Source organism: Promicromonospora sp. NPDC060204 (assembly GCF_042728455.1).
Taxonomy (GTDB): Bacteria; Actinomycetota; Actinomycetes; order Actinomycetales; family Cellulomonadaceae; genus Promicromonospora.
Window position 1 is genome coordinate 1 of the sequence record NZ_JBHWZO010000106.1, and the last position, 19,898, is coordinate 19,898.

Here is a 19,898-nt window from a genome sequence, read left to right on the forward strand (position 1 = left end):
GTATCGAGATCGGTCCAACGCTGGACCGATCTCGATACAGAGGACCGATCTCACTTTCGGCGGGTGAGGGGAGTGCCGACCTCAGGCCTCGGACGCCGAGGGCTCGTCCGACCGGGGCGGCGTCGAGTCGCGCAGGACCACCTCGCCGCGCACCGTGGTGCTGGTCTGCTCCGCGCGGCCCAGCGCCAGCTCGGTCGCCAGCTCGCCGACCTCGGCCAGCGGGATCCGCACCGTCGTCAGCCCGGGGGACACGTCGCGCAGGGTGTGGATGTCGTCGAACCCGGCCACGGCCACGTCGTCGGGCACGCTCAGGCCGGCGTCGCGGACGGCGGCCATCGCGCCCACCGCCATGACGTCGTTGACGGCGAAGACGAGCTCGGGCAGCCCGCCGCCGCCGGGCGTCGCTGCCGCAGGTGTCTCAGTCCCGGACGTCGCCCCGCCGGACGGCGCCGTGTCGGACGGCGCCGCCGCTCCGCCGACGGTCCCGCCGGCGCGCTCTATCAGGTCGCGCATCGCGGAGTACCCGCCGTCGCGGGTGAACGGGCAGGCCAGGACGTCGTCGGGCGCGACGGGGCTGCCGAGCTTTGCCAGTGCCTCGGTGAAACCGCTCGTCCGGTCCGCCGCCGTGCGGTGCCCGTCCGGGCCGGCCAGCACGGCGAACCGGCGGTAGCCGTGGCCGTGCAGGGCGCGGGCGAGGTCGGCCGCGCCGTCCGCGTTCGCGATCTCGACCACGGGCAGGCCGCCGATCGGCTGGCCGACCAGCGCCACCCCGCCCCCGGCCTCCTGGAACGCGTTCAGTGCTGCCTCGAGTGCGCCCGGGGTGGGCCCGGCAGCGGCAGACGCTGCCGCCGCGCCGCTCGGCTTCGGCGTATCGCCGCCGCTCGACGCAGGCACACCGCCGCCGCCCGCCGCCGCGCCGCCCTCCGCCGTCGGCCCCGCCTCCGGCTCCAGCCGGCCGCCCGCAAGGATGATCGCGCGCGACCGCTGGCGCCGCGCGAGCTCGACGAAGGCGAGCTCGCGCTCGGAGCTGTGCTCCGTGGACGCGAGCGTGACGATGAGGCCGGCCTGCTCCGCCGCGCGCGCCACACCGGCGGCGATCGTCGAGAAGTACGGGTCGGCGATGTCGTGCACCACGAGCCCGAGCGCCGTGGTGCGGCCGCGGGCCATGGCCTGTGCGCTGGGGTCGGGCGAGTAGGCGAGGCGGCGCGCGGCCTCCAGGACGCGCTCGCGCAGGTCCTCGCGGACGCTGCGCGTGGCGCTCCCGTTGATCGCGCGCGACGCCGTGGCGAGCGAGACGCCGGCCTCGCGGGCGACCTGGCTCAGGGTGACGGGGGCGTCGGACATGAGGTCATCCTGCCGTGTCCGGCGCTCGGATGGTCGCCGAGCGGGACATCCGGGTCGCGCCTAGCGTGGGGACGGACGACGGAGGACCGCCATGACCCCACACCAGGACGTCCCGTTCGACCCGGCGCTCACGGACCTGTACCAGGACCTGCACCGACATCCCGAGCTCGGTTTCCAGGAGCATCGCACCGCGCGGATCGTCGCGGACCGGCTCACGGCGTCCGGGTTCGAGGTGACGACGGGCGTCGGCAAGACCGGCGTCGTCGGCGTCCTGCGGAACGGGTCCGGCCCGACGGCGCTGCTCCGCGCCGACATGGACGCCCTGCCGGTCCAGGAGCAGACCGGCCTGGACTACGCCAGCACCGCGACGGCGACGGACGCGGCCGGGAAGGCGGTCCCGGTGGACCACGCCTGCGGGCACGACCTGCACACCACGTGCCTCCTGGGCGCGGCCGACGTGCTGGCCCACGCCCGCGAGAGCTGGGCCGGAACCCTGCTCGTGGTGTTCCAGCCCGCGGAGGAGCTGGGCCAGGGCGCGCAGGCGCTGGTCGACGACGGCCTCTACGACCGCTTCCCGACCCCAGCCGTCGTGCTCGGCCAGCACGTGGCGCCGCTGCCGGCGGGCAAGATCGCGGGGCATCCCGGCGCGTCGTACGCGGGCTCCGACTCGCTCCGGGTACGGCTCGCCGGCCGCGGGGCGCACGGCTCCATGCCCCAGGCGTCGGTCGACCCGATCGTGATGGCGGCCGAGACGGTGCTGCGGCTGCAGACGGTCGTGTCCCGGGAGATCCCGAGCACGGCCACCGCCGTGCTCACCGTGGGCTCGATCCACGCCGGCGACGCCGCCAACGTCATCCCCGGCGAGGCCGAGCTGCAGCTCAACATCCGCAGCTACGACGAGGCGGTGCGGCAGCGGATCCTCGACGCCGTCGAGCGCATCGTGCGCGGCGAGGCGGTCATCGCCGGCGCGACGGAGGAGCCCACGATCACCCCGATCGAGCGCTTCCCCGTCGTCGTCAACGACGACGCCGCGCTCGCCCGGACGTTCGCCGCCTTCGGCTCGTGGCTCGGCCCCGAGAACCTGCTCGACCCCGGCGCGGGAGCGGGGAGCGAGGACGTGGGCATCCTGGCGACGAGCGCGGGCGCGCCCCTGTCGTACTGGCTGCTCGGCGGCACCGACCCGGGCCTGTTCACGACCGGCGACATGAGCGACCCGGCGCTCCTGACCGTGCCGTCCAACCACTCCCCGCGCTACGCCCCGGTCCCGGACCCGACGCTGCGCAACGGCGTCACGGCCCTGGTCACGGCGGCCCGCACCTGGCTCCCTGCCGCGGCGTGACAAACGCGATCGGCAGGGCGTCAGGTGATCGGCACCCCGGGGTACCGATCACCTGACGTCCTACCGATCAGCCGGGCGCTGCCCGGACCCGGGCGGCGCCCGGAACGCGCTAGACCCGTGCCATGCGTAAGCCGGCGTCGCGGTGGGTGCGCTCGATGATGCTCGAGTACCCGGCGATCATCCGGACGTGGCTGAACCGCGGCCGGACGGCGGTGCGCGCCGACTCCAGCTCCTCGCGTCGGGCGGCCGCCTCGATCCAGGTCGCGGCGATCTCGTCGGGGTCGAACGACGTCACGAACCCGATCCGCTCGACGATCGACGGCGCGTCGCCCACCGGCGTCGTGACCGGCACGGCGCCGCACATCGAGCCCTCGATGAGGCACAGCGGCGCGGCCTCGCCGAACGTCGAGGTGAGCGCGACGACGTCGGCCGTCGCGTAGACCAGCTCCATGTCGTGCCGCACGCCCAGCAGGTCCAGGCGCGCCAGCAGGTCCGGCCGGTCGCCGAAGATCCGCTCCAGGTCTGCCTGGAGGTCGGGGTTGGCCGCGCTCATGCCGGCGCCGCACATCAGCACCCGGCCCGTGGGCTCCATCGCGAGGAACAGCCGGGCCGACCGGAGGAACAGCTCGGGGTTCTTCATCTCGTCGTACCGCGCGGCGTAGACCACCACCGTCGCGTCGGCCGGGATGCCGGCCGCGCCCCGCAGGGCGAGCCGGCGCGCGCCCTGGACCGGGCGGAACCGGGCGAGGTTGATGCCGTTGGGCACCACGCGCAGCAGCTCGGCGGGCACGCCCGCCGCCCGGTACGCGTCGCGCGTGGACTCCGCGCAGCAGACGACGGCGGCGAGCCGGCCGCGCTCCGCCGCGGTCAGCAGGTCGCCGAGGGCGTCGCCCTGGTGCTCCGGGTCGGACCGGTGCAGGCAGGCGATGACGGGGCGCTGCGGGAACGCGTCCTGGTTCACGAGCCGGAGCGGCTGCTCCTTGAGGGACAGGATGACGTGCGAGCCCTCGGCCTGGTGGGCCGCGGCCCGGAGCTCGGCCTCGCTGAACACGCGCGGGTCGTGGTTCGCGTCGGTGCTGCGGCCCAGGGAGCCGATCCGGACGCCCGCGGCGCGCAGCGCGCGGTAGCGGGGGTCGTCCTCCATCCGCTGGAGGGTGGCCTCGCGCCGGACCTCGTGGTGCAGGCTCAGCACGGAATGCTGCTGACGACCGCCCTGATGCAGACCGGCGACCACCGTCGAGTGCAGGACACGAGCCCCGCCGCTGAAGAAGCCCTCGTAGAGCGAGAGCACACGCAAGCCGTTGCGCTGGATCACAGACACCACCTCCTGCGCCCAGAGTGAGCCCTACGGATGTGCATTACATGGCAGTTCGGTTACACGAGGATTACGTATCCGAGGACTTCTGCACAAGGAGGTTTCTGATGTCCCGTTCCGCCTGGGCGGGTGATGTTTCGCGGCAGCCCAGCGCCACCCACCGCTCGATCATGGCCGGCTCCGCTCGCAGCAGCGAGGTGCCGCGGCGCAGCAGCGTGCCGAGCGGCTTGCGCGCCTCCGCGACGTCGCGCAGGAAACGGAACCAGAAGGTGACCAGGCGCGGCCGCGACAGGCAGATCGCGTCCGCGAGCAGGCCCTCGGCGCGGCACTCCTCGACGAGCTGTGCCGCGAAGATCCCCTCGGCGAGGATCAGCGGCGAGTCGCCGATGTCGAGGCGGCGCATGCCCGTGCGGCGCGACGTCGGGATGTCGTAGACCGGCACCTCGGCGCGACCCTCGGTGGCCAGCTCCTGCAGCGCCGCCAGGGCGCCCTTGCCGTCCCAGCTCGCCGGGCTGTCCCAGTCCACGCTGCCGTACCGCTGCGGCAGGCCGGGGTGGTCGATGTCGAGGTAGAAGTCGTCGAGCTGGACCACCGGCAGGCCGAGCCGCTGCGTGAGCGACGTCTTGCCCGAGCCCGACGGCCCGGTCAGCAGCACCACCCGCGCGCGGGGGCGCCGGGCACCCGGGGGCAGGTCGAAGAGGGCGGGCTCGATCACGGGGTCGGTCACGAGATCCGATTCTCCCGCACCGGACGCCGGCTCGCGGCGGGGCGCGGGCGTTCCGGGCGTGACGCTCCTCCCTTTTGAGGCCCTACTTTCTTCGCTTTGGGCCTGCTGAAAGAGGAGAAACCAGGGCCTCAAAGGGGAGACGTCGCGCGGTCAGCCGCGCTGGTAGCGTCCCGGCGTCGTGCGCAGCAGACGGCGGAAGTGGCGGGTCAGGTGCGCCTGGTCGTGGAACCCCGTCGCGACCGCGACCGACGCCGCCGGCTCGCCGGCCAACAGCCGGCGTCGGGCCAGGTCGAGACGACGTCCCACCAGGTACCGGTGCGGCGGCAGGCCGAGCTCCCGCGTGAACGCGCGCACCAGGTGCGGCACGCTGACGTCCAGCGCGGCGGCCACCTCGGCGAGCCGGACGGGCCGGGCAGGGTCGGCGTCGAGCAGGTCGCGGGCGCGCCGCGCGGTGGAGGCGGCGGGCGGCTCGCGCGGCGGCGTCGGACGGCCGGAGAGGTGCCAGGCCAGCCCCTCCGTGACCAGCGCGAGCAGGCTCTCGGCGGCGACATCCTCGCGCACGGTCAGCGCCCGGTCGAGGCCGGCGAACCGCCTGCGAAGCCGGTCGTCCGGGACCAGCGGGGCGTCGACCGCCCGGCCGACCAGCGCGCCGTCGAGCACCGTGGGCTCCAGGTAGACCACGCGCTTGCTGAAGCCCGTCGCGGTGACCGACCGCCCGTCGTGCACCACGCCGGGCGGCAGCACGGTCACCCCGGTGCGCCGCGCGGCGTGCTCGTGACCGTCCAGGCCGTAGCCGATGAGGCCGCTGTCGACGATCAGCACGGTCCAGGTGTCGTGGGTGTGCGCCGGGTAGGCGTGCTCGTGCCAGGCGGCGTGCAGCACCTCGGCGACGCCCGGGATCTCGGGCCGCCAGGCGCGCACCACGTCCGGAGCCGTTCCGGCGGGGAGATCGAGCGGGCGCACATCAAGAACGTACAAGATTCCCGACGCCGTCCGCCCGCACGCTGGGGACCATGACCTTCGAACAGCCCAAGATCGTGATCGTGCTGCGGGACGACCTGCTCGCCTGGCAGGAGAACAACGTCACCGCCTTCCTGTCCAGCGCCGTGACCGCGGCCTACCCCGAGCTGGTCGGCGAGACCTACCGGGACGCCGACGGCCAGGAGTACCTCGCGATGCTCGGCACCCCGGTCATGGTCATGGTGGCCGACGGCGGCCGGCTCGCGACCTTCCGGGAGCGTGCCGCGACCCGCGGGCTGCGCATCGGCGTCTACACGGCCGACCTGTTCGCCACGGGGAACGACGTCGACAACCGGGCCGCCGTCGCGGGCGTCGCCACCGAGAAGCTCGACCTGGTCGGCATCGCGGTGGCCGGCGAGCGGCGCGTGGTGGACAAGGTGGTCAAGGGGGCGCGGCTGCACCCCTGAGGGCCGGGCTCACACGCCGCCCGATGCCGCCCGACGCCGTCAGGACACCAGCGCCACGTGCAGCGTCCGGGGCCCGTGCACGCCCTCGACCCGGTCGAGCTCGATGTCGCTCGTGGCGCTCGGCCCGCTGATCCAGGTCAGCGGGCGGCCAGGGTCGGCGTCGAGCAGCCGCACGGCCTCGGGCACGGTCTGCACCACCTGGTCAGTCCGGACCACGCACACGTGCACGTCGGGGACCAGGGAGATCGCGCGCCGGCCCTGGTCGGACTCGCCGTCCAGCACGATGGTGCCGGTCTCGGCCACGGCCACGCGTGCGGCCGTCACCACGGCGTCGATCCCGTCCAGCTCCGTCGCGGACAGCGGCGCGTCGCGCGAGTCGCTCCGCACGTCGACGCCGTCCAGCGCCCCGAGCCAGCCGGGCTCCGCCCCGGCCGGCACGACGACGCTGCTCGCGGGCACCTCGGCCAGCAGCCGTGCCAGCAACGCCGGCAGGCCGGCGGACGTGACCCGGTGCACGTGGGCCTTGTAGTCCTCCAGCCGGTCGACGAGCAGGTCCAGCACGACCTCGGACCCCGGCGCGTGCTCACCCCCGGACCGATAGTCCCGGGGGACGGCCGCCGCGACCGCCGCAGGCTCCGGCGTGGAGGTGCCCAGCGCCGTGCGGATGCGGGACAGGATCTCGGTCCTGGCGTCGCTCATCGGTCGTCCTCTCGCTCGGCCCACCAGTCGCGGAACGTCTGCCGCGGCGGCTCCATCAGGTCCCGCGACCGGGTCCACAGCGAGCCGGGGAACGGCAGCCGCCGGATCACGCCGTGCCGCGAGATCGCCCGCAGCGCCCGCGGCACCCGGGCCGCCCGGCGGAAGCGCGCGCCGTCGGCCATCGCGAAGGACGCCGCCTTCATGGCCGCCTTCCACACGCGGTCCGCGGCGTCGGGCGAGGAGCCGGCGAGCTCGACCTCGCGCGCCCGCAGCTCCACCAGGATCGACGGGATGTCGATCTTGACGGGGCAGACCTCGTAGCACGCGCCGCACAGGGTGGAGGCGTACGGCAGGTCGGACTTCTCGCCGGTGAGCTGCGGCGTCAGGATGGCCCCGATCGGGCCGGGGTAGACCGAGCCGTAGGCATGCCCGCCCACCCGCTCGTACACGGGGCAGACGTTGAGGCACGCGGAGCAGCGGATGCAGTGCAGGGCCGATCGCCCGGCCTCGTCGGCGAGCACCTTGGTGCGGCCGTTGTCGAGCAGCACCAGGTGGAACTCCTGCGGCCCGTCGCCCGGCGTCACGCCGGTCCACATCGAGGTGTACGGGTTCATCCGCTCGCCCGTCGAGGAGCGCGGCAGGAGCTGGAGGAAGACCTCCAGGTCGCGGTACGTCGGCACCAGCTTCTCGATGCCCATCACGGTGATCAGGGTCTCGGGCAGCGTGAGGCACATGCGGCCGTTGCCCTCGGACTCCACCACGGCGAGCGTGCCGCTGTCCGCGACGGCGAAGTTGGCGCCGCTGATCGCGACCTTCGCCGAGAGGAACTTGCGCCGCAGGTGCGCCCGGGCCGCCATCGCGAGCTCGCGCGGCACGTCCGTCAGGTCCGGCGGGGCGTCGGCCATGCGCTCCAGGAAGATGTCGCGGATCTCGGTGCGGTTGCGGTGGATGGCGGGCACCAGGATGTGCGACGGCATGTCGTCGGCGAGCTGCACGATCAGCTCCGCCAGGTCGGTCTCGACCGCAGCGATGCCCTCCTCGGCCAGCGCCTCGTTCAGCCCGATCTCCTGGGTGGCCATGGACTTGACCTTGACCACCTCGTCGGTCTCCTTGGCGCGCACCAGGTCGGCGACGATCCGGTTGGCCTCCGCGGCGTCCCGCGCCCAGTGCACGATGCCGCCGCGCGCGGTCACGTTGCGCTCGAGCTCCTCCAGGAGCTCGGGGAGCCGGGCCATGACGTCGGTCTTGATCGCGGAGCCGGCGTCGCGCAGGGCCTCCCAGTCGGGCACCTCCCCGACCACGCGCGCCCGCTTGGACCTGATGGTGGAGGTGGCGTTGCCCAGGTTGCGGCGCAGCTGCTCGTTCGCCAGCGCGGCCTTCGCGGCGTCAGGAAAGGAAGCGCCCCAGTGCAGCGGGTCCTCCGGGCGGCCCACGCCCCCGAGGGTGCCGGGCGCGGCGTCCGGGCTGGGACCGCGGCCGGCACGTGTGGCCGGCATGCCCAGGAAGGTGCTCATCGGGCCACCTCCTGGCGGTCGCCGGGGTGCACCGGCGCCTCGCGGGTCGAGGCGAGGATCTCGGCCAGGTGCATGGGCCGCACGCCCGTGCCGCCGCGCGAGAGGCCGCCGCCGATGTGCATCAGGCACGACCAGTCGCCCGCGGTGAGCACCTCGGCCCCCGTCCCCACCACGTTCGCCACCTTGTCGTCGAGCATCGCCGCCGACGTGTCCGCGTTCTTCAGCGAGAACGTCCCGCCGAACCCGCAGCAGCCCTCGGCCTGCTCCAGCGGCGCGAGCTCCAGCCCCTCCACGGCGCGCAGGAGGCGCTCGGGCTTGTCGCCCACGCCGAGCATCCGCAGCGAGTGGCACGTGGGGTGGTACGTGACGCGGTGCGGGAACCAGGCGCCGACGTCGGTCACGCCGAGCACGTCGACCAGCAGCTCCGAGAGCTCGTAGGTGCGCTCCGAGACGGCCGTCGCCGTGCGCGCCTCGGAGGTCAGCCCCGCACGCTCCAGCACCATCTTCTGCTGGTGCCGGATCGAGCCCGTGCACGAGCCCGAGGGCACCACGACGGCGTCCCACTCGCCGTCCGCCACCGGGGCGAAGGTCCGCACGTGGTTGCGCACCACCGGCACGGCCTCGGCGAGGTAGCCGGTGTTCACGTGCATCTGGCCGCAGCACGCCTGCGCGGCCGGGAACACGACCTCGTGGCCCAGGCGCTCCAGGAGCGTGACGACGGCCTTCGGGGCCTGCGGGAACATCGCGTCGGCGATACAGGTGGCGGCCAGGGCGATACGCATGGGCACTCTCCTTCGAGGTCTGTCCACACCATAGCCCACTGTGGACAGACCACTGAAGTAGCATGGCGGCCGTGCGAACCCACGAGCGCGTCCTGGCCCAGATCGAGGCGGGTCTCACCGCGGGCAAGTGGTCCATCGGCGAGCGGCTCCCGGCGGAGCGGGCGCTCGCGGAGGAGCTCGGCGTGTCCCGACCGTCCGTGCGCGAGGCCATCCGGATCCTGGAGGCGATGGGCATCGTGCGCACCGCCGTCGGCTCCGGCCCCACGGCGGGCGCCACGGTGATCGACCGGCCGGCGGCCGGCCTCGGCGCGGCGGTGCGCCTGCACGTGGCCTCCGGCACCCTCCCCGTGTCCGACGTCGTCCGCACGCGCGTGCTGCTGGAGACCGGGGCCGTGCGCGACGCCGCCGAGGGACGCTGGGACGAGGCGGACCTGGAGCCGCTGCGCGGGTACCTCGCCGCGATGGCCGAGCCCGGGCTCGGCGTGGCCGAGTTCCTGGAGCGCGACCAGGACCTGCACCTCGGGATCGCGCGGCTGGGCGGCAACCAGCTCGTCGAGGCGATCCTGAGTGGCATGCGAGCCGCCGTCGCCTCCTACGTGGCGGCCGGGGCGGAGGCGGTCGCGGACTGGCCGCGCACGGCCGCGCGCCTGTGCGCGGAGCACGAGGGCATCGTGGCCGCCGTCGCGCGGCACGACGCCGCGGAGGCGGAGCGCCTCATGCGCGAGCACATCGAGGGCTTCTACCGCGAGACGGGCCTGGGCGGGCGCTGAGCCCGGCCGGCCGCCGCGCGGGACGGACCGGCCTCGCCGCCCAGCCCGGCGGCCTCGCGCCGCCGGTCGATCTCGGCGCCGACGTCGCGGGCCAGGTCGGGGCGCTGCCGCACCATCTCCCGCACGGTGTCGACCGGGATCCGCACCACCGTGGACTCGCCCACCGAGACCGCGACGAGCGCGGCCGGCTCCCGGGTCAGCGCCGTCGGGCTCAGGAGGTCGCCCGTGCCCAGCTCCAGCACGGACCGCGTCTCGCCGGCCGGCGCGGGCAGCGCGAGGTAGCCGGCGCCGTCGAGCAGCACGCCCATCGCATCGGGGACGGCGCCGGACGGCTGCGTCACCTCGCCGTCGCCGAACCGCTCCACGGACACGGCGTCCGCGAACGCGGCCACCTGCTCGTCATCGAGCCGGAGCACGGGCGCGAGCCGGCCCAGCGCGTCGGCGCCGGTCGGCAACGGGGTGCCCCACCCGTCGTCGCCGTCCAGGTGCAGCCCCTCCCGCCGGGCGGCGTACCAGAGCGACCCGAGGAACAGGGAGCGCGTCGCGCCGACGGCGGTGACGGTGGGCAGCGGCAGCGCCACCTCGTAGCTCCCGGCGCCGAGCACGGCGACGGCCGGCCGCGCGCCGGACGCGAGCGCCGGGAGCCGGTCGGCCGTACGCAACAGGACCGTGCGCACGCGGTCGGGCGGGTCGGCGGTGGCGAACGTGACGGTGAGGCTGTCGGTGTGCTCGGTGCTCGGCACGCTCAGGTTCGTGAACTCGGCGCCCGCGAGGGAGGCGTTCGGCACCACGCGGATGCCGTCGCCCGTCTCGATGTGCACCGCGCGCCAGTTCACCTCGACGACCCGGCCGCGGGTCGAGCCCGTGTCCAGCCAGTCGCCGATGCGGAACGGCTGCTCGAACAGGAGCAGCAGGCCCGAGATGATCGAGCCCGCGGCGTTCTGGAGCGCGAGGCCGAGCACGATCGAGGTGACGCCGAGCGCGGTGAACAGGCCGCCGACGTCGGCGCCCCAGACCCACGAGAAGAGCACCGCGAGACCCACGACCACGACCCCGACGCGGACGATGTCGACGAAGATCGAGGGGATCCGGGCGCGCCACGAGCCCTCCCGGGCGTTGCTGAAGAGCGCCACGTTGAAGCCGGAGAGCACCACGAGGAGCACCAGCAGGCCCGCCACGGTGGCGATGACCCGCACCCACGTGACCTCGGCCGAGATCTGCGACGCCTGGGTCACCAGCAGCAGGAGCGCCACGGCGGGGACCACGAAGGTGCGCAGGAACGCGACGGGCCGGGCGGCAGCGCTGCCCCGGCGCACGAGGGCCGCGTGCAGCTCGGTGAGCGCGAGCAGCACCACCGGCAGGCCGACCGTGACGCCGAGCGCCCACCAGAACCAGGGCTGTGCGGTGAGGTCAGCCACGGCGGGCCTCCTCCAGCTCCCAGACCGGCTCCGGACCGGACTCGGTCTCCACGGTGCCGGACTTTCGGAAGGAGTACTGGTCGCGCAGCCGGTCGTGGACGGCCGCCGAGATGAAGACGCCCGGCCGGTCGCTGGCCCGCGGCAGGCTGAACGCCAGGTTCACCGCGTCGCCCCACAGGTCGTACACGTTCTGGCGGCCCACGAGCCCGCTGGTCACCGTGCCGGTGTCCAGCCCGGCGCGCAGCGCCAGGGCGGCGTCGTGCTGCGCGTCGAACGCCGCGACGACCTGCTGCATCTCGCGGACGAACTCCAGGGAGCGCCGCGCGCTGTCCACCCGGGGCACCACCAGCCCGCAGCTCGCCAGGTACCCCGAGCGCAGGGTGCGCACCTTCTCCACGCCGAGCCGTTCCGCGGCCTCGTCGAACCCGCGGACCAGGAGGTTCACGGTCTCCAGCTCCTCGTCCGACGACATGCCCCGGGTGAGGTCGTCGAGCCCCACCACCTCGGCGTACACGACCGTCACGTCCGTGTGCGACTCCGTGATGGTCTCCTCGCCGTCCTGGTAGCGCCGGGCGACGGCCTCCGGCATGAGGGTGTGCAGCAGTCGCTCGTACTCGGCCTGCTGCTCGTCCAGGAGGTCCGCCTTGGTCTGCAGCGACCTGGCCATGTCGTTGAACGCGCCGGCGAGCTCACCGAACTCGTCCCGGCTCGTCTCCGCGACCCGCGCGTCGAGGTTGCCGGCCGCCACCTCCCTGACCCCCGCCACCAGGTGCCGCACCGGCCGCACGAACACCTGGGCCAGCAGCAGCGAGGCGAGCGACACCAGCAGGACCAGGAGGGCGACGCTGATCAGCAGGTTGCGCGTGAAGTCCCGCACCGGCTCGAACGCCTCGGACGTGTCCAGCTCCGCCACGAGCACCCACTGCAGGCCCGGGATGTCCAGCGGCATCCACGCGGCGAGCGTCTCGTGCCCGCGGTAGTCCGTGCTCACGCCGGTGCCGGAGCGGCCCCGTAGCGCCTCGTCCACCGCGTACGAGTCGACGGGCTGCAGCAGCACCGACCCCGTGACGGCCACCTGCCGGTCGGCGGTCTCCCGAGGTGTTCCGTTCGCGACGACCTGCCGGCGGTACTCCTCCGGGTCCTCGAGCAGCCCGCGGGAGACGGAGCGCATCAGGCGGTCCGGGCCGGCCAGATAGGTCTCGCCCGTCCGTCCCAGGCCGGTGGCCGCCCAGGCGCCGTCGGACGTCATGATGCCGTCCACCTCGTCCATCGGGACCTGGTAGACGAGCACACCGTCCGCCTGGCCGCCCGAGCCCACCGGCGACGCCGCGAACATCGTCGGCCGCCCCTCGGACGGTGTGTACCGGTCCAGGTCGCTGATCGCCATGGTGTCCACGCTGGTCGCGCGGGCGGCCTGCTCGAACACGTCCTGGAGCGCCCCGCCGGCGTGGGGGCCGGTGAGCACGTTCGTGCCGAGGTCCACCCCCTTGTAGGCCGAGTAGATGACGGTGCCGTCCTCGTCGAGCAGCAGGATGTCCTCGTACCCCTTCTGCGCCACCGTCTCGCGGAAGAAGTCGTGGTACTTCGCGTGGGCGGCCGACCAGGCGCTGCCGTCGCCCGCGTCGTCGGTGGCCAGCCGGGCGTCCCAGTCCGTGTCCGCGGCCGTGTAGCTCGCCTGGAGGTGCCAGGCGGCGTCCGACGTCGGCAGCAGCGCCTCGACGTCCGCCTCGCCGCCCTGCCGGGCCTCCAGCTCCGGCACGAAGCTCTGCTCGTAGTACGCGCGCACGGCCGCCTTCTCGGACGCCGACGCGGGCTGCTCGTCGAGCTCGCGGAACGCGTCGTGCAGCTCGGGGACCGCCTGCGCCGCGATGCCGCGGCTGTCCAGGATGATCGTGTGCCGCAGGCCGTCCATGTACGCCTCGATCTCGCGGGCGCGGGACTCGCGCACCTCGATCATCCGCTCGATCGCCGCGGCGCGGAGCGAGTCGCTGCCGTTGCGGTACCCGACGATCCCGGCCACGAGCGCCGACAGCAGGCTGACTCCCAGCAGCATGGCGAGCAGCTTCGACAGGATGGACATCCCAGCCCGACGGCGTTCGGGTGGCGCTTCCGTCATCCTTGGTCCCCTCCGTACGGTCGCAGAGGGGTGCCACAGCCTGGGTCAACCGTCCGCCCCCTGACGTCGTCCCTCAGCGGAGGCTAGTTCGAGATCCGGTCAAGCGCTTAGCGGGGATCGGTTATGTCCGCTTCAAGAGGTGATCGAGGGGTGGAACGGGGTCATTCCGGGCGGGTCGCCTGGACCACCGTGCGGCACGGGTCGTGGTCCGGCCCGGTACCCGTGGCGGCGCGCTCCAGCAGCTCGCGGAGCACCGCGCGCTGCGCCGGCTCGAGTCCGGAGAGCAGCTCCTCCTCCGCGGCGGCCACGCGCGCATCCATCGCGGCGAGCACCTCCAGGCCCCGGTCCGTCGCGACGATGCGGCGCGCGCGCCGGTCGGCCGGGTCCTGCTGCCGCTCGACCAGCCCGCAGCCCTCGAAGGCGTCGAGCAGGTAGGTCATCACCGTGCGGTCGATGCCGAGCGAGGCGGCGAGCGCGGCCTGGCTGGGCAGGTCGCCGTGCACCACGGCGGTGAGCAGCTGGTAGCCGCGCGTGCCCTGGGGCAGGTCGTCCGCGGCGGCGTCGACGCGGGCGCTCCACTCGCGCAGGAGCGCGGCGAGGGACCAGCCGAACAGGGAGTGCTGGCCCGTGCGGGTCTCGGTGGGCGCGGTGCTCATGCGCCCATCCTAGGGGAATGTGCAGCGAACCAGAAGAGTTGTGAGTAATATCGTCTGCTAGACAGACGATCTGCCGCGAGGCGTGGCAGGCGCAGAGCGACACGAGGGACACCGCACGCATGACCGACTACGGGCACGACCTGCTCTTCGGCACCTTCATCACCCCGTCCAACGGCGACCCGCAGGTTCCCGTGCGGCTCGCCCAGCTCTCCGAGCAGCTGGGCCTGGACCTGGTCACGTTCCAGGACCACCCGTACCAGCCGTCGTTCCTGGACACCTGGACGCTCCTGTCGTGGGTCGCCGCGCAGACCGAGCGCATCCACCTCTCCGGGAACGTGCTCAACCTGGGCATGCGCCCGCCCGCCCACCTGGCGCGCGCGGCCGCGAGCCTCGACCTGCTCAGCGGCGGACGGTTCGAGATGGGTGTGGGCACGGGCGGCTTCTGGGACGCGATGGTCGCGATGGGCACCAAGCGTCTGACCCCCGGCGAGGGCGTCACCGCCCTCGAGGAGGGCATCGAGATCATGCGCGGCATCTGGGACGCCGGGAACCGCACGCCGCTGCGGGTGCCCGGGCAGTTCCACCACGTCGACGGTGCCAAGCGCGGCCCGGCCCCCGCCCACGACATCCCGATCTGGCTCGGGGCGTACAAGAAGCGCATGCTCCGGCTCACCGGCGCCAAGGCCGACGGCTGGCTGCCCTCGCTGCCCTACTTCAAGGACGGCGACCTGGCGCGCGGCAACGCGACCATCGACGAGGCGGCCGAGGAGGCCGGGCGCTCGCCGAGCGAGATCCGCCGGCTGCTGAACCTCGGCGGGTCCATCACCGACCGCTCCACCGGGCCGCTCCAGGGTCCCGCGGACCAGTGGGTCGAGGAGCTCACGCTCATGGCGCTGGAGGACGGCGTCAGCGGGTTCATCGCGATGGGCGACGACCCGGACCAGATCCGCGCGTTCGCGGAAGAGGTCGCGCCCGCCGTCCGGGAGGCCGTGGCGGCGGAGCGGCGCTCCGCGGGGACGGCGCCGGCGGCGGCCCGCCGGGGCGCGACGGCGCTGGCCGCGCGCCGCGACGGGATCGACTACGGCTCGCTCCCGCCGGAGCTCGCGGCGCACGCCGTGGAGCCCGGCGACCGCGAGTACGGCGCGGTACGGCACAACTACCTCCGGTCCGGAGCGCCGGGCCTGGTGCTGCGGCCGCAGGGCGTCGACGAGGTCGCGGCGGGGCTGGCCTGGGTGCAGAAGCAGGACGTCGAGTTCGCCGTCCGCTCCGCGGGGCACGGCATCTCCGGCCGTTCCACGAACGACGGCGGCGTGGTGCTCAGCCTGAGCCGGATGCGCTCGGTCGAGGTCGTCGACGAGGCCACGCGGCGGGTGCGGATCGGCGCCGGGGCCACCTGGGGCGAGGTCGCGGAGGTGCTGGCCCCGCGCGGCTGGGCCATCACGTCGGGCGACTACGGCGGCGTGGGCGTCGGCGGGCTCGCCACCACCGGCGGCATCGGGTTCCTGGGCCGGCTGCAGGGCCTGACGATCGACCACGTGGTGGCCGCGGAGGTCGTCACGGCCGACGGACGCGTGCTGCACGCGTCGCGCGACGAGCACCCTGACCTGTTCTGGGCGCTGCGCGGCGCGGGCGGCAACATGGGCGTGGTCACCTGGATCGAGATCGAGGCCGGCGCCGTGGGCGCCGTGGTCTTCTCGCAGATGACGCTCGACGCCACCGACACGGCCGGCCTGCTGGAGCGCTGGGGCGCGACGGTCGAGGCGGCGCCGCGCGGGCTCACGTCGTTCATGATCGTGGGCGGCGGACGGCGCGGCCAGACGCCGATGGCGCAGCTCCTGACCGTGTTCGCGGCCGAGGGCGCCGACGCCGACCCGGACGAGGCGGTCGCCCAGCTCGAGCTGCTGGCCGACGCCGGCCCGCTGCTGGGGCACCAGGCGCAGCTCCTGCCGTACTCGGGCGTGGTGCGCAAGGAGGACGCCCACCACTCCGGCGGCGGCGACCCGTCGGCGCGGTCCGGCCTGCTGACGCACCTGGACCAGGGCACCAGCCGGGCGATCGAGCGCCTGCTGGGCACCGGGGAGTCGTACTTCACGTCGATCCGGGCCACGGGCGGGGCGGGGAACGACGTCGCGCCGGACGCCACGGCGTACGCGCACCGGCACCAGAACTTCGCGCTCTCGGCCCTGGGCTCGAACCAGGACCGGCTCAACCAGGCGTGGGACGCCGAGATCGGGTCCGTGATGGACGGCTCGTACCTGTCCTTCGACACCGACAGCCGGCCCGAGCGGCTGCTGGAGGCGTTCCCGGAGCCCACGCTCACGCGGCTGCGGGAGGTCAAGGCGGTCTACGATCCGTCGAACGTGTTCCGGACGAACTTCCCGATCCCGCCGGCCGACCCGGCCGAGGGCGCCTCGGGGAGCGATGCCTGACAGGTCCGCCTTGTGACGCTGGGTTGTGGATAACTTCACGTGCGTGTGGGTGAGAGCCCGTAGGTTCGATCGCGTCCGGTGCAGCCGGACGCGATCTGACCGTTGAACGACCACCGCAGGGGTACCCATGAACCTTGTCGCCGCCTCGCGCCTCGCGCGTGACCTGATGGACCAGCACGGATTGAAGGCCTGGACGTTCGAGTTCGACGACGCCGTCCGGCGCGCCGGGATGTGCAGCTACGGCAAACGACGCATCAGCCTGTCCGCCCCGCTCACCCGCATCCACGACGAGCGGGAGGTGCGGGACACGATCCTGCACGAGGTGGCGCACGCGCTCGCGGGTCCCAAGGCGAAGCACGGTCCGGCGTGGCGCGAGGTCGCGGTGCGGATCGGGTGCTCGGGGCTGCGCTGCGTGGACCCGTCGGCGCCGTCGATCGACGGGCCGTGGGTGGGCACGTGCCCGGCCGGTCACCGGAGCACCCGGTTCCGGCGGCCCCCGGGCATCATGTCCTGCCGCTCGTGCGGTCCGCGGTTCGCCCTGGCCAACCTCATCGCGTGGACCTACAAGGGGCGCAACGCGGCGATGGGGGAGCGGTACGACTCCCAGCTGCGCGGGGCCTTCCGCGAGGTGCGCGAGGTGCCGGCCACCGGACCCGGCGCCGAGGAGCGCGTGGCCCGGGCCGCGAGGGCGCTCGCCGCCGGGGCCGTCATGGAGCCGTTCGACCTCGGCGCGCTACGTTGACCTCATGGCTACCGCTCTCACGCTCCCGTCCGGCGCCGCCGGCTCCCGCATCGTCGGTCTGGGGCACCACCAGCCACCGCAGACGCTGACGAACGACGACATCGCCCAGCGGGTCGAGACCAACGACGAGTGGATCCGGTCGCGCACCGGCATCGTCACGCGGCACGTGGCGGCGGACGACGTCACCGTCGCCCAGATGGCGACCGCCGCGGCGGAGCACGCGCTGGCCGACGCCGGCCTGACCGCCGACGCCGTCGACCTGGTGATCGTCGCGACGGCTACCAACGACGACCGGTCGCCCAACACGGCCGGCCGGGTGGCCTATGCGCTGCACACGGGCGTCCAGCCCGGCGCCTCGACGCCGGAGGGCGAGGAGGCGCCGGACCTGCGTGACGTCGTGGGCCCGGCGGCGCTGGACCTCAACGTGGCGTGCTCCGGGTTCGCGCACGGGGTCGGCGTGGCCGACCAGGCGATCCGCACCGGGTCGGCGCGCACGGCGCTGGTGATCGGCGCGGAGAAGCTCACCGCGTACACCGACTGGACCGACCGCTCGACGTGCATCCTCACGGCGGACGGCGCCGGCGCAGTGGTGCTCCAGGCGACGGACACGCCCGCCGTCGGGCCCGTGGTGTGGGGCACCGAGCCGGAGCTCACGCCCGCGGTGCGCATCGAGGCGCCGGAGGTGAAGTTCCAGCAGGACGGCCGCTCGGTGTTCAAGTGGGCCATCACGCGCGCCGCGGACCGGGCGCGGGACGTCGTGGCGGCGTCCGGGCTGAGCCTCGACGACATCGAGGTGCTCGTGGCGCACCAGGCGAACCTGCGGATCATCGAGCCCCTGGCCAAGGCGCTCGGCCTGGAGGGCAAGGTCGTCGTCACGGACATCACCGAGTCGGGCAACACCTCGGCGGCGTCGATCCCCCTCGGGCTGTCCAAGTGGTGGCACGCGGGCCGGATCCCGGCGGGTGCGCCCGCGCTGCTGTTCGGGTTCGGCGGCGGGTTCGCGTGGGCCGGCCAGGTGGTGATCACGCCGGAGCGGTGAGTCGGCCCGGTTACCCGGCGGAGGGCATGGACAGCGCTTTCCCGGCGTCGTATCGTTTCAATCCCATCCACCCGACGTCGACGACGACCGAAGGAGCTCTCCACCGATGCCCGAGCCGACCACTGAGCCGACCACCGAGCCGATCACCGGTCCGACCCAAGAGCCCGTGCCGCCGTCGGGCCCGCTGCCCGAGGGGCGCCGCCGCTACGCGGTGGTGGGGACGGGGCACCGCGCGTCCATGTACGTCGACGCCCTGATCGGCACCCACGCGCCCGACGGCGAGATCGTCGCCTGGGTCGAGCCCAACCCCGTGCGCGCCGCGGCCTACGAGGCGCGCGTCGCTGCCGCGTTCGGCGGCGCCCGCCCCGTGTACGGGCCGGACGACCTGGAGAAGGCGATCGCGGAGCAGTCCGTGGACCGCGTGATCGTCACGTCGGTCGACCGCACGCACGGCGACCTCGTGACCCGCGCCCTGCGGGCCGGCGCCGACGTGGTCGTGGAGAAGCCCATCGCCGCGCACGCCGACCAGGCCCGGCAGATCGTGGACGCCGTGGCCGAGACGGGCCGCGACCTGGTCACGACGTTCAACTACCGCTACTCGCCCCGCAACAGCGCGCTGCGCGAGGTGATCGCGAGCGGCGAGATCGGGCGGGTGCTGTCGGTCCACTTCGACTGGGCGCTGGACACCGTGCATGGCGCCGACTACTTCCGCCGCTGGCACCGCGAGAAGGTGAACAACGGCGGCCTGCTGGTGCACAAGTCGAGCCACCACTTCGACCTGGTCAACTGGTGGATCGACGGTGTGCCGCAGCGCGTCTTCGCCACGGGCGGCCGGCGGTTCTACGGCGACGACGGCGCGCACGAGTCCGGCTACGAGCCCACGGCCGGCGAGCGCGCCCTGAACGAGCGCGGCATCGACCCGTGGCAGCTCTCGGTCGAGAACAACGAGTGGCTGTCCACCCTGTACGGACCCGAGGCCCAGGCGGTCGACGGCTACGTGCGCAACCGCTCGGTGTTCGACGCGGGCATCACCACCGAGGACACGCTCGGGCTCGTCGTCGAGTACGAGGGCGGCGCGCTGCTCACCTACTCGCTCACCGCGCACGCGCCGTGGGAGGGCTACCGCGTGGTGGTCAACGGCACGCGCGGCCGGGCGGAGCTGGAGGTCACCGAGCGCGGCTCGGTGGAGTTCGGCGACAAGGCCGCGATCCTCGACCCGAGCGCGACCGAGGTGTTCGAGGAGGACCTGGTGCGGCCCATCGGCGAGCGGCTCGTGGTGCAGCGGCACTGGGAGCGCGCCGAGGAGCGGCCGATCGTGCGCGGCGGCGGCGGGCACGGCGGCGGCGACGCGCTGCTGCTGGCCGACGTCTTCAAGCCGTCGGCCGAGCCCGACCCGCTGGCCCGCGCGGCCGGCTACGTCGACGGCGTCCGCGCGTCGTCGGTGGGCTACGCGGGCAACCGCTCGCTGGAGACGGGCGCCCCGGTCCCGGTCAAGGACCTCAACCTGGGCATCTGACCCTCACTCACGCCTTTGAGCTCTCTCCCCTTTGAGGCCCTGGTTTCTTCGCTTTCAGCCGGCTG

At 74.0% G+C, this 19,898-nt stretch carries 17 protein-coding genes; 7 read left to right on the forward strand and 10 right to left on the reverse strand.

Annotated elements, in window-relative coordinates:
* Nucleotides 1–81: 81 nt before the first annotated feature.
* Nucleotides 82–1,344, reverse strand: a complete 1,263-nt coding sequence (locus ACFWEJ_RS14865; RefSeq protein WP_377229976.1) for a LacI family DNA-binding transcriptional regulator — start codon at nucleotides 1,342–1,344, stop codon at nucleotides 82–84.
* A 91-nt stretch (nucleotides 1,345–1,435) separates the two neighbouring features.
* On the opposite strand from ACFWEJ_RS14865, the gene ACFWEJ_RS14870 reads away from it, so the two are divergent.
* The gene (locus ACFWEJ_RS14870; protein WP_377229977.1) at nucleotides 1,436–2,683 is read left to right on the forward strand and encodes an amidohydrolase; all 1,248 of its coding nucleotides are present in this window, start codon (nucleotides 1,436–1,438) and stop codon (nucleotides 2,681–2,683) included.
* 109 nt (nucleotides 2,684–2,792) lie between these two features.
* On the opposite strand, the gene ACFWEJ_RS14875 is transcribed toward ACFWEJ_RS14870, so the two are convergent.
* From ACFWEJ_RS14875 to ACFWEJ_RS14885, 3 genes are all read right to left on the reverse strand, one after another.
* Nucleotides 2,793–3,998: a glycosyltransferase gene (locus tag ACFWEJ_RS14875; protein WP_377229978.1), complete on the reverse strand. Its 1,206-nt coding sequence runs from the start codon at nucleotides 3,996–3,998 to the stop codon at nucleotides 2,793–2,795.
* 70 nt (nucleotides 3,999–4,068) lie between these two features.
* Nucleotides 4,069–4,725 (reverse strand): uridine kinase, encoded by a 657-nt coding sequence (locus ACFWEJ_RS14880; RefSeq protein WP_377229979.1) that lies wholly within the window; start codon nucleotides 4,723–4,725, stop codon nucleotides 4,069–4,071.
* 150 nt (nucleotides 4,726–4,875) lie between these two features.
* The gene (locus ACFWEJ_RS14885) at nucleotides 4,876–5,688 is read right to left on the reverse strand and encodes a helix-turn-helix domain-containing protein (RefSeq protein ID WP_377229980.1); all 813 of its coding nucleotides are present in this window, start codon (nucleotides 5,686–5,688) and stop codon (nucleotides 4,876–4,878) included.
* Between the two features lie 50 nt (nucleotides 5,689–5,738).
* On the opposite strand from ACFWEJ_RS14885, the gene ACFWEJ_RS14890 reads away from it, so the two are divergent.
* On the forward strand, nucleotides 5,739–6,152 hold the full coding sequence (locus ACFWEJ_RS14890; RefSeq protein ID WP_377229981.1) for a DUF2000 family protein: 414 nt from the start codon (nucleotides 5,739–5,741) through the stop codon (nucleotides 6,150–6,152).
* A gap of 39 nt (nucleotides 6,153–6,191) precedes the next feature.
* On the opposite strand, the gene ACFWEJ_RS14895 is transcribed toward ACFWEJ_RS14890, so the two are convergent.
* The 3 genes from ACFWEJ_RS14895 to ACFWEJ_RS14905 are packed head-to-tail and all read right to left on the reverse strand — an operon-like array spanning nucleotide 6,192 to nucleotide 9,147.
* The gene (locus ACFWEJ_RS14895) at nucleotides 6,192–6,851 is read right to left on the reverse strand and encodes a lactate utilization protein C (protein ID WP_377229982.1); all 660 of its coding nucleotides are present in this window, start codon (nucleotides 6,849–6,851) and stop codon (nucleotides 6,192–6,194) included.
* Entirely contained in the window at nucleotides 6,848–8,365 is a 1,518-nt protein-coding gene (locus ACFWEJ_RS14900; protein ID WP_377229983.1) for a LutB/LldF family L-lactate oxidation iron-sulfur protein, read from the reverse strand. The genes ACFWEJ_RS14895 and ACFWEJ_RS14900 overlap by 4 nt, the downstream gene beginning before the upstream one ends.
* Nucleotides 8,362–9,147: a (Fe-S)-binding protein gene (locus ACFWEJ_RS14905; RefSeq protein ID WP_377229984.1), complete on the reverse strand. Its 786-nt coding sequence runs from the start codon at nucleotides 9,145–9,147 to the stop codon at nucleotides 8,362–8,364. The genes ACFWEJ_RS14900 and ACFWEJ_RS14905 overlap by 4 nt, the downstream gene beginning before the upstream one ends.
* Before the next feature lie 71 nt (nucleotides 9,148–9,218).
* Between ACFWEJ_RS14905 and ACFWEJ_RS14910 the strand changes: the two genes are divergently transcribed.
* Nucleotides 9,219–9,917 carry a FadR/GntR family transcriptional regulator gene (locus ACFWEJ_RS14910; RefSeq protein WP_377229985.1) on the forward strand — a complete coding sequence of 233 codons (699 nt, stop codon included), beginning with the start codon at nucleotides 9,219–9,221 and terminating at the stop codon, nucleotides 9,915–9,917.
* On the opposite strand, the gene ACFWEJ_RS14915 is transcribed toward ACFWEJ_RS14910, so the two are convergent.
* The 3 genes from ACFWEJ_RS14915 to ACFWEJ_RS14925 form a co-directional block, all read right to left on the reverse strand.
* Nucleotides 9,887–11,335 (reverse strand): mechanosensitive ion channel domain-containing protein, encoded by a 1,449-nt coding sequence (locus ACFWEJ_RS14915; RefSeq protein WP_377229986.1) that lies wholly within the window; start codon nucleotides 11,333–11,335, stop codon nucleotides 9,887–9,889. The two genes, ACFWEJ_RS14910 and ACFWEJ_RS14915, sit on opposite strands and share 31 nt — an antisense overlap.
* Complete coding sequence (locus ACFWEJ_RS14920; protein ID WP_377229987.1) at nucleotides 11,328–13,451, reverse strand: adenylate/guanylate cyclase domain-containing protein; 2,124 nt, start codon at nucleotides 13,449–13,451, stop codon at nucleotides 11,328–11,330. Before ACFWEJ_RS14920 ends, ACFWEJ_RS14915 begins: the two co-directional genes overlap by 8 nt.
* Nucleotides 13,452–13,612: 161 nt before the next feature.
* Nucleotides 13,613–14,107, reverse strand: a complete 495-nt coding sequence (locus ACFWEJ_RS14925; protein WP_377229988.1) for a MarR family winged helix-turn-helix transcriptional regulator — start codon at nucleotides 14,105–14,107, stop codon at nucleotides 13,613–13,615.
* A 119-nt stretch (nucleotides 14,108–14,226) separates the two neighbouring features.
* On the opposite strand from ACFWEJ_RS14925, the gene ACFWEJ_RS14930 reads away from it, so the two are divergent.
* The 4 genes from ACFWEJ_RS14930 to ACFWEJ_RS14945 all read left to right on the forward strand — a co-directional run bounded on the left by ACFWEJ_RS14930 (nucleotide 14,227) and on the right by ACFWEJ_RS14945 (nucleotide 19,833).
* Nucleotides 14,227–16,536 carry an LLM class flavin-dependent oxidoreductase gene (locus ACFWEJ_RS14930; protein WP_377229989.1) on the forward strand — a complete coding sequence of 770 codons (2,310 nt, stop codon included), beginning with the start codon at nucleotides 14,227–14,229 and terminating at the stop codon, nucleotides 16,534–16,536.
* 127 nt (nucleotides 16,537–16,663) lie between these two features.
* On the forward strand, nucleotides 16,664–17,278 hold the full coding sequence (locus ACFWEJ_RS14935) for a SprT-like domain-containing protein (RefSeq protein ID WP_377229990.1): 615 nt from the start codon (nucleotides 16,664–16,666) through the stop codon (nucleotides 17,276–17,278).
* Nucleotides 17,279–17,282: 4 nt separating this feature from the next.
* A complete protein-coding gene (locus ACFWEJ_RS14940; protein ID WP_377229991.1) occupies nucleotides 17,283–18,317 on the forward strand; it encodes a 3-oxoacyl-[acyl-carrier-protein] synthase III C-terminal domain-containing protein in 1,035 nt (344 codons plus the stop codon).
* Nucleotides 18,318–18,423: 106 nt separating this feature from the next.
* Nucleotides 18,424–19,833, forward strand: coding sequence for a Gfo/Idh/MocA family protein (locus ACFWEJ_RS14945; RefSeq protein ID WP_377229992.1), 1,410 nt, complete (start codon nucleotides 18,424–18,426; stop codon nucleotides 19,831–19,833).
* Nucleotides 19,834–19,898: the final 65 nt, after the last annotated feature.

Bases quoted from the DNA above. Each gene is read 5' to 3' on its own strand.
- ACFWEJ_RS14935 (WP_377229990.1), top strand. From the start codon at position 16,664: ATGAACCTTGTCGCCGCCTCGCGCCTCGCGCGTGACCTGATGGACCAG.
- ACFWEJ_RS14940 (WP_377229991.1), top strand. From the start codon at position 17,283: ATGGCTACCGCTCTCACGCTCCCGTCCGGCGCCGCCGGCTCCCGCATC.
- ACFWEJ_RS14865 (WP_377229976.1), bottom strand. From the start codon at position 1,344: ATGTCCGACGCCCCCGTCACCCTGAGCCAGGTCGCCCGCGAGGCCGGC.
- ACFWEJ_RS14900 (WP_377229983.1), bottom strand. From the start codon at position 8,365: ATGAGCACCTTCCTGGGCATGCCGGCCACACGTGCCGGCCGCGGTCCC.
- ACFWEJ_RS14930 (WP_377229989.1), top strand. From the start codon at position 14,227: ATGACCGACTACGGGCACGACCTGCTCTTCGGCACCTTCATCACCCCG.
- ACFWEJ_RS14920 (WP_377229987.1), bottom strand. From the start codon at position 13,451: ATGACGGAAGCGCCACCCGAACGCCGTCGGGCTGGGATGTCCATCCTG.
- ACFWEJ_RS14890 (WP_377229981.1), top strand. From the start codon at position 5,739: ATGACCTTCGAACAGCCCAAGATCGTGATCGTGCTGCGGGACGACCTG.
- ACFWEJ_RS14945 (WP_377229992.1), top strand. From the start codon at position 18,424: ATGCCCGAGCCGACCACTGAGCCGACCACCGAGCCGATCACCGGTCCG.
- ACFWEJ_RS14925 (WP_377229988.1), bottom strand. From the start codon at position 14,107: ATGAGCACCGCGCCCACCGAGACCCGCACGGGCCAGCACTCCCTGTTC.
- ACFWEJ_RS14870 (WP_377229977.1), top strand. From the start codon at position 1,436: ATGACCCCACACCAGGACGTCCCGTTCGACCCGGCGCTCACGGACCTG.
- ACFWEJ_RS14895 (WP_377229982.1), bottom strand. From the start codon at position 6,851: ATGAGCGACGCCAGGACCGAGATCCTGTCCCGCATCCGCACGGCGCTG.
- ACFWEJ_RS14905 (WP_377229984.1), bottom strand. From the start codon at position 9,147: ATGCGTATCGCCCTGGCCGCCACCTGTATCGCCGACGCGATGTTCCCG.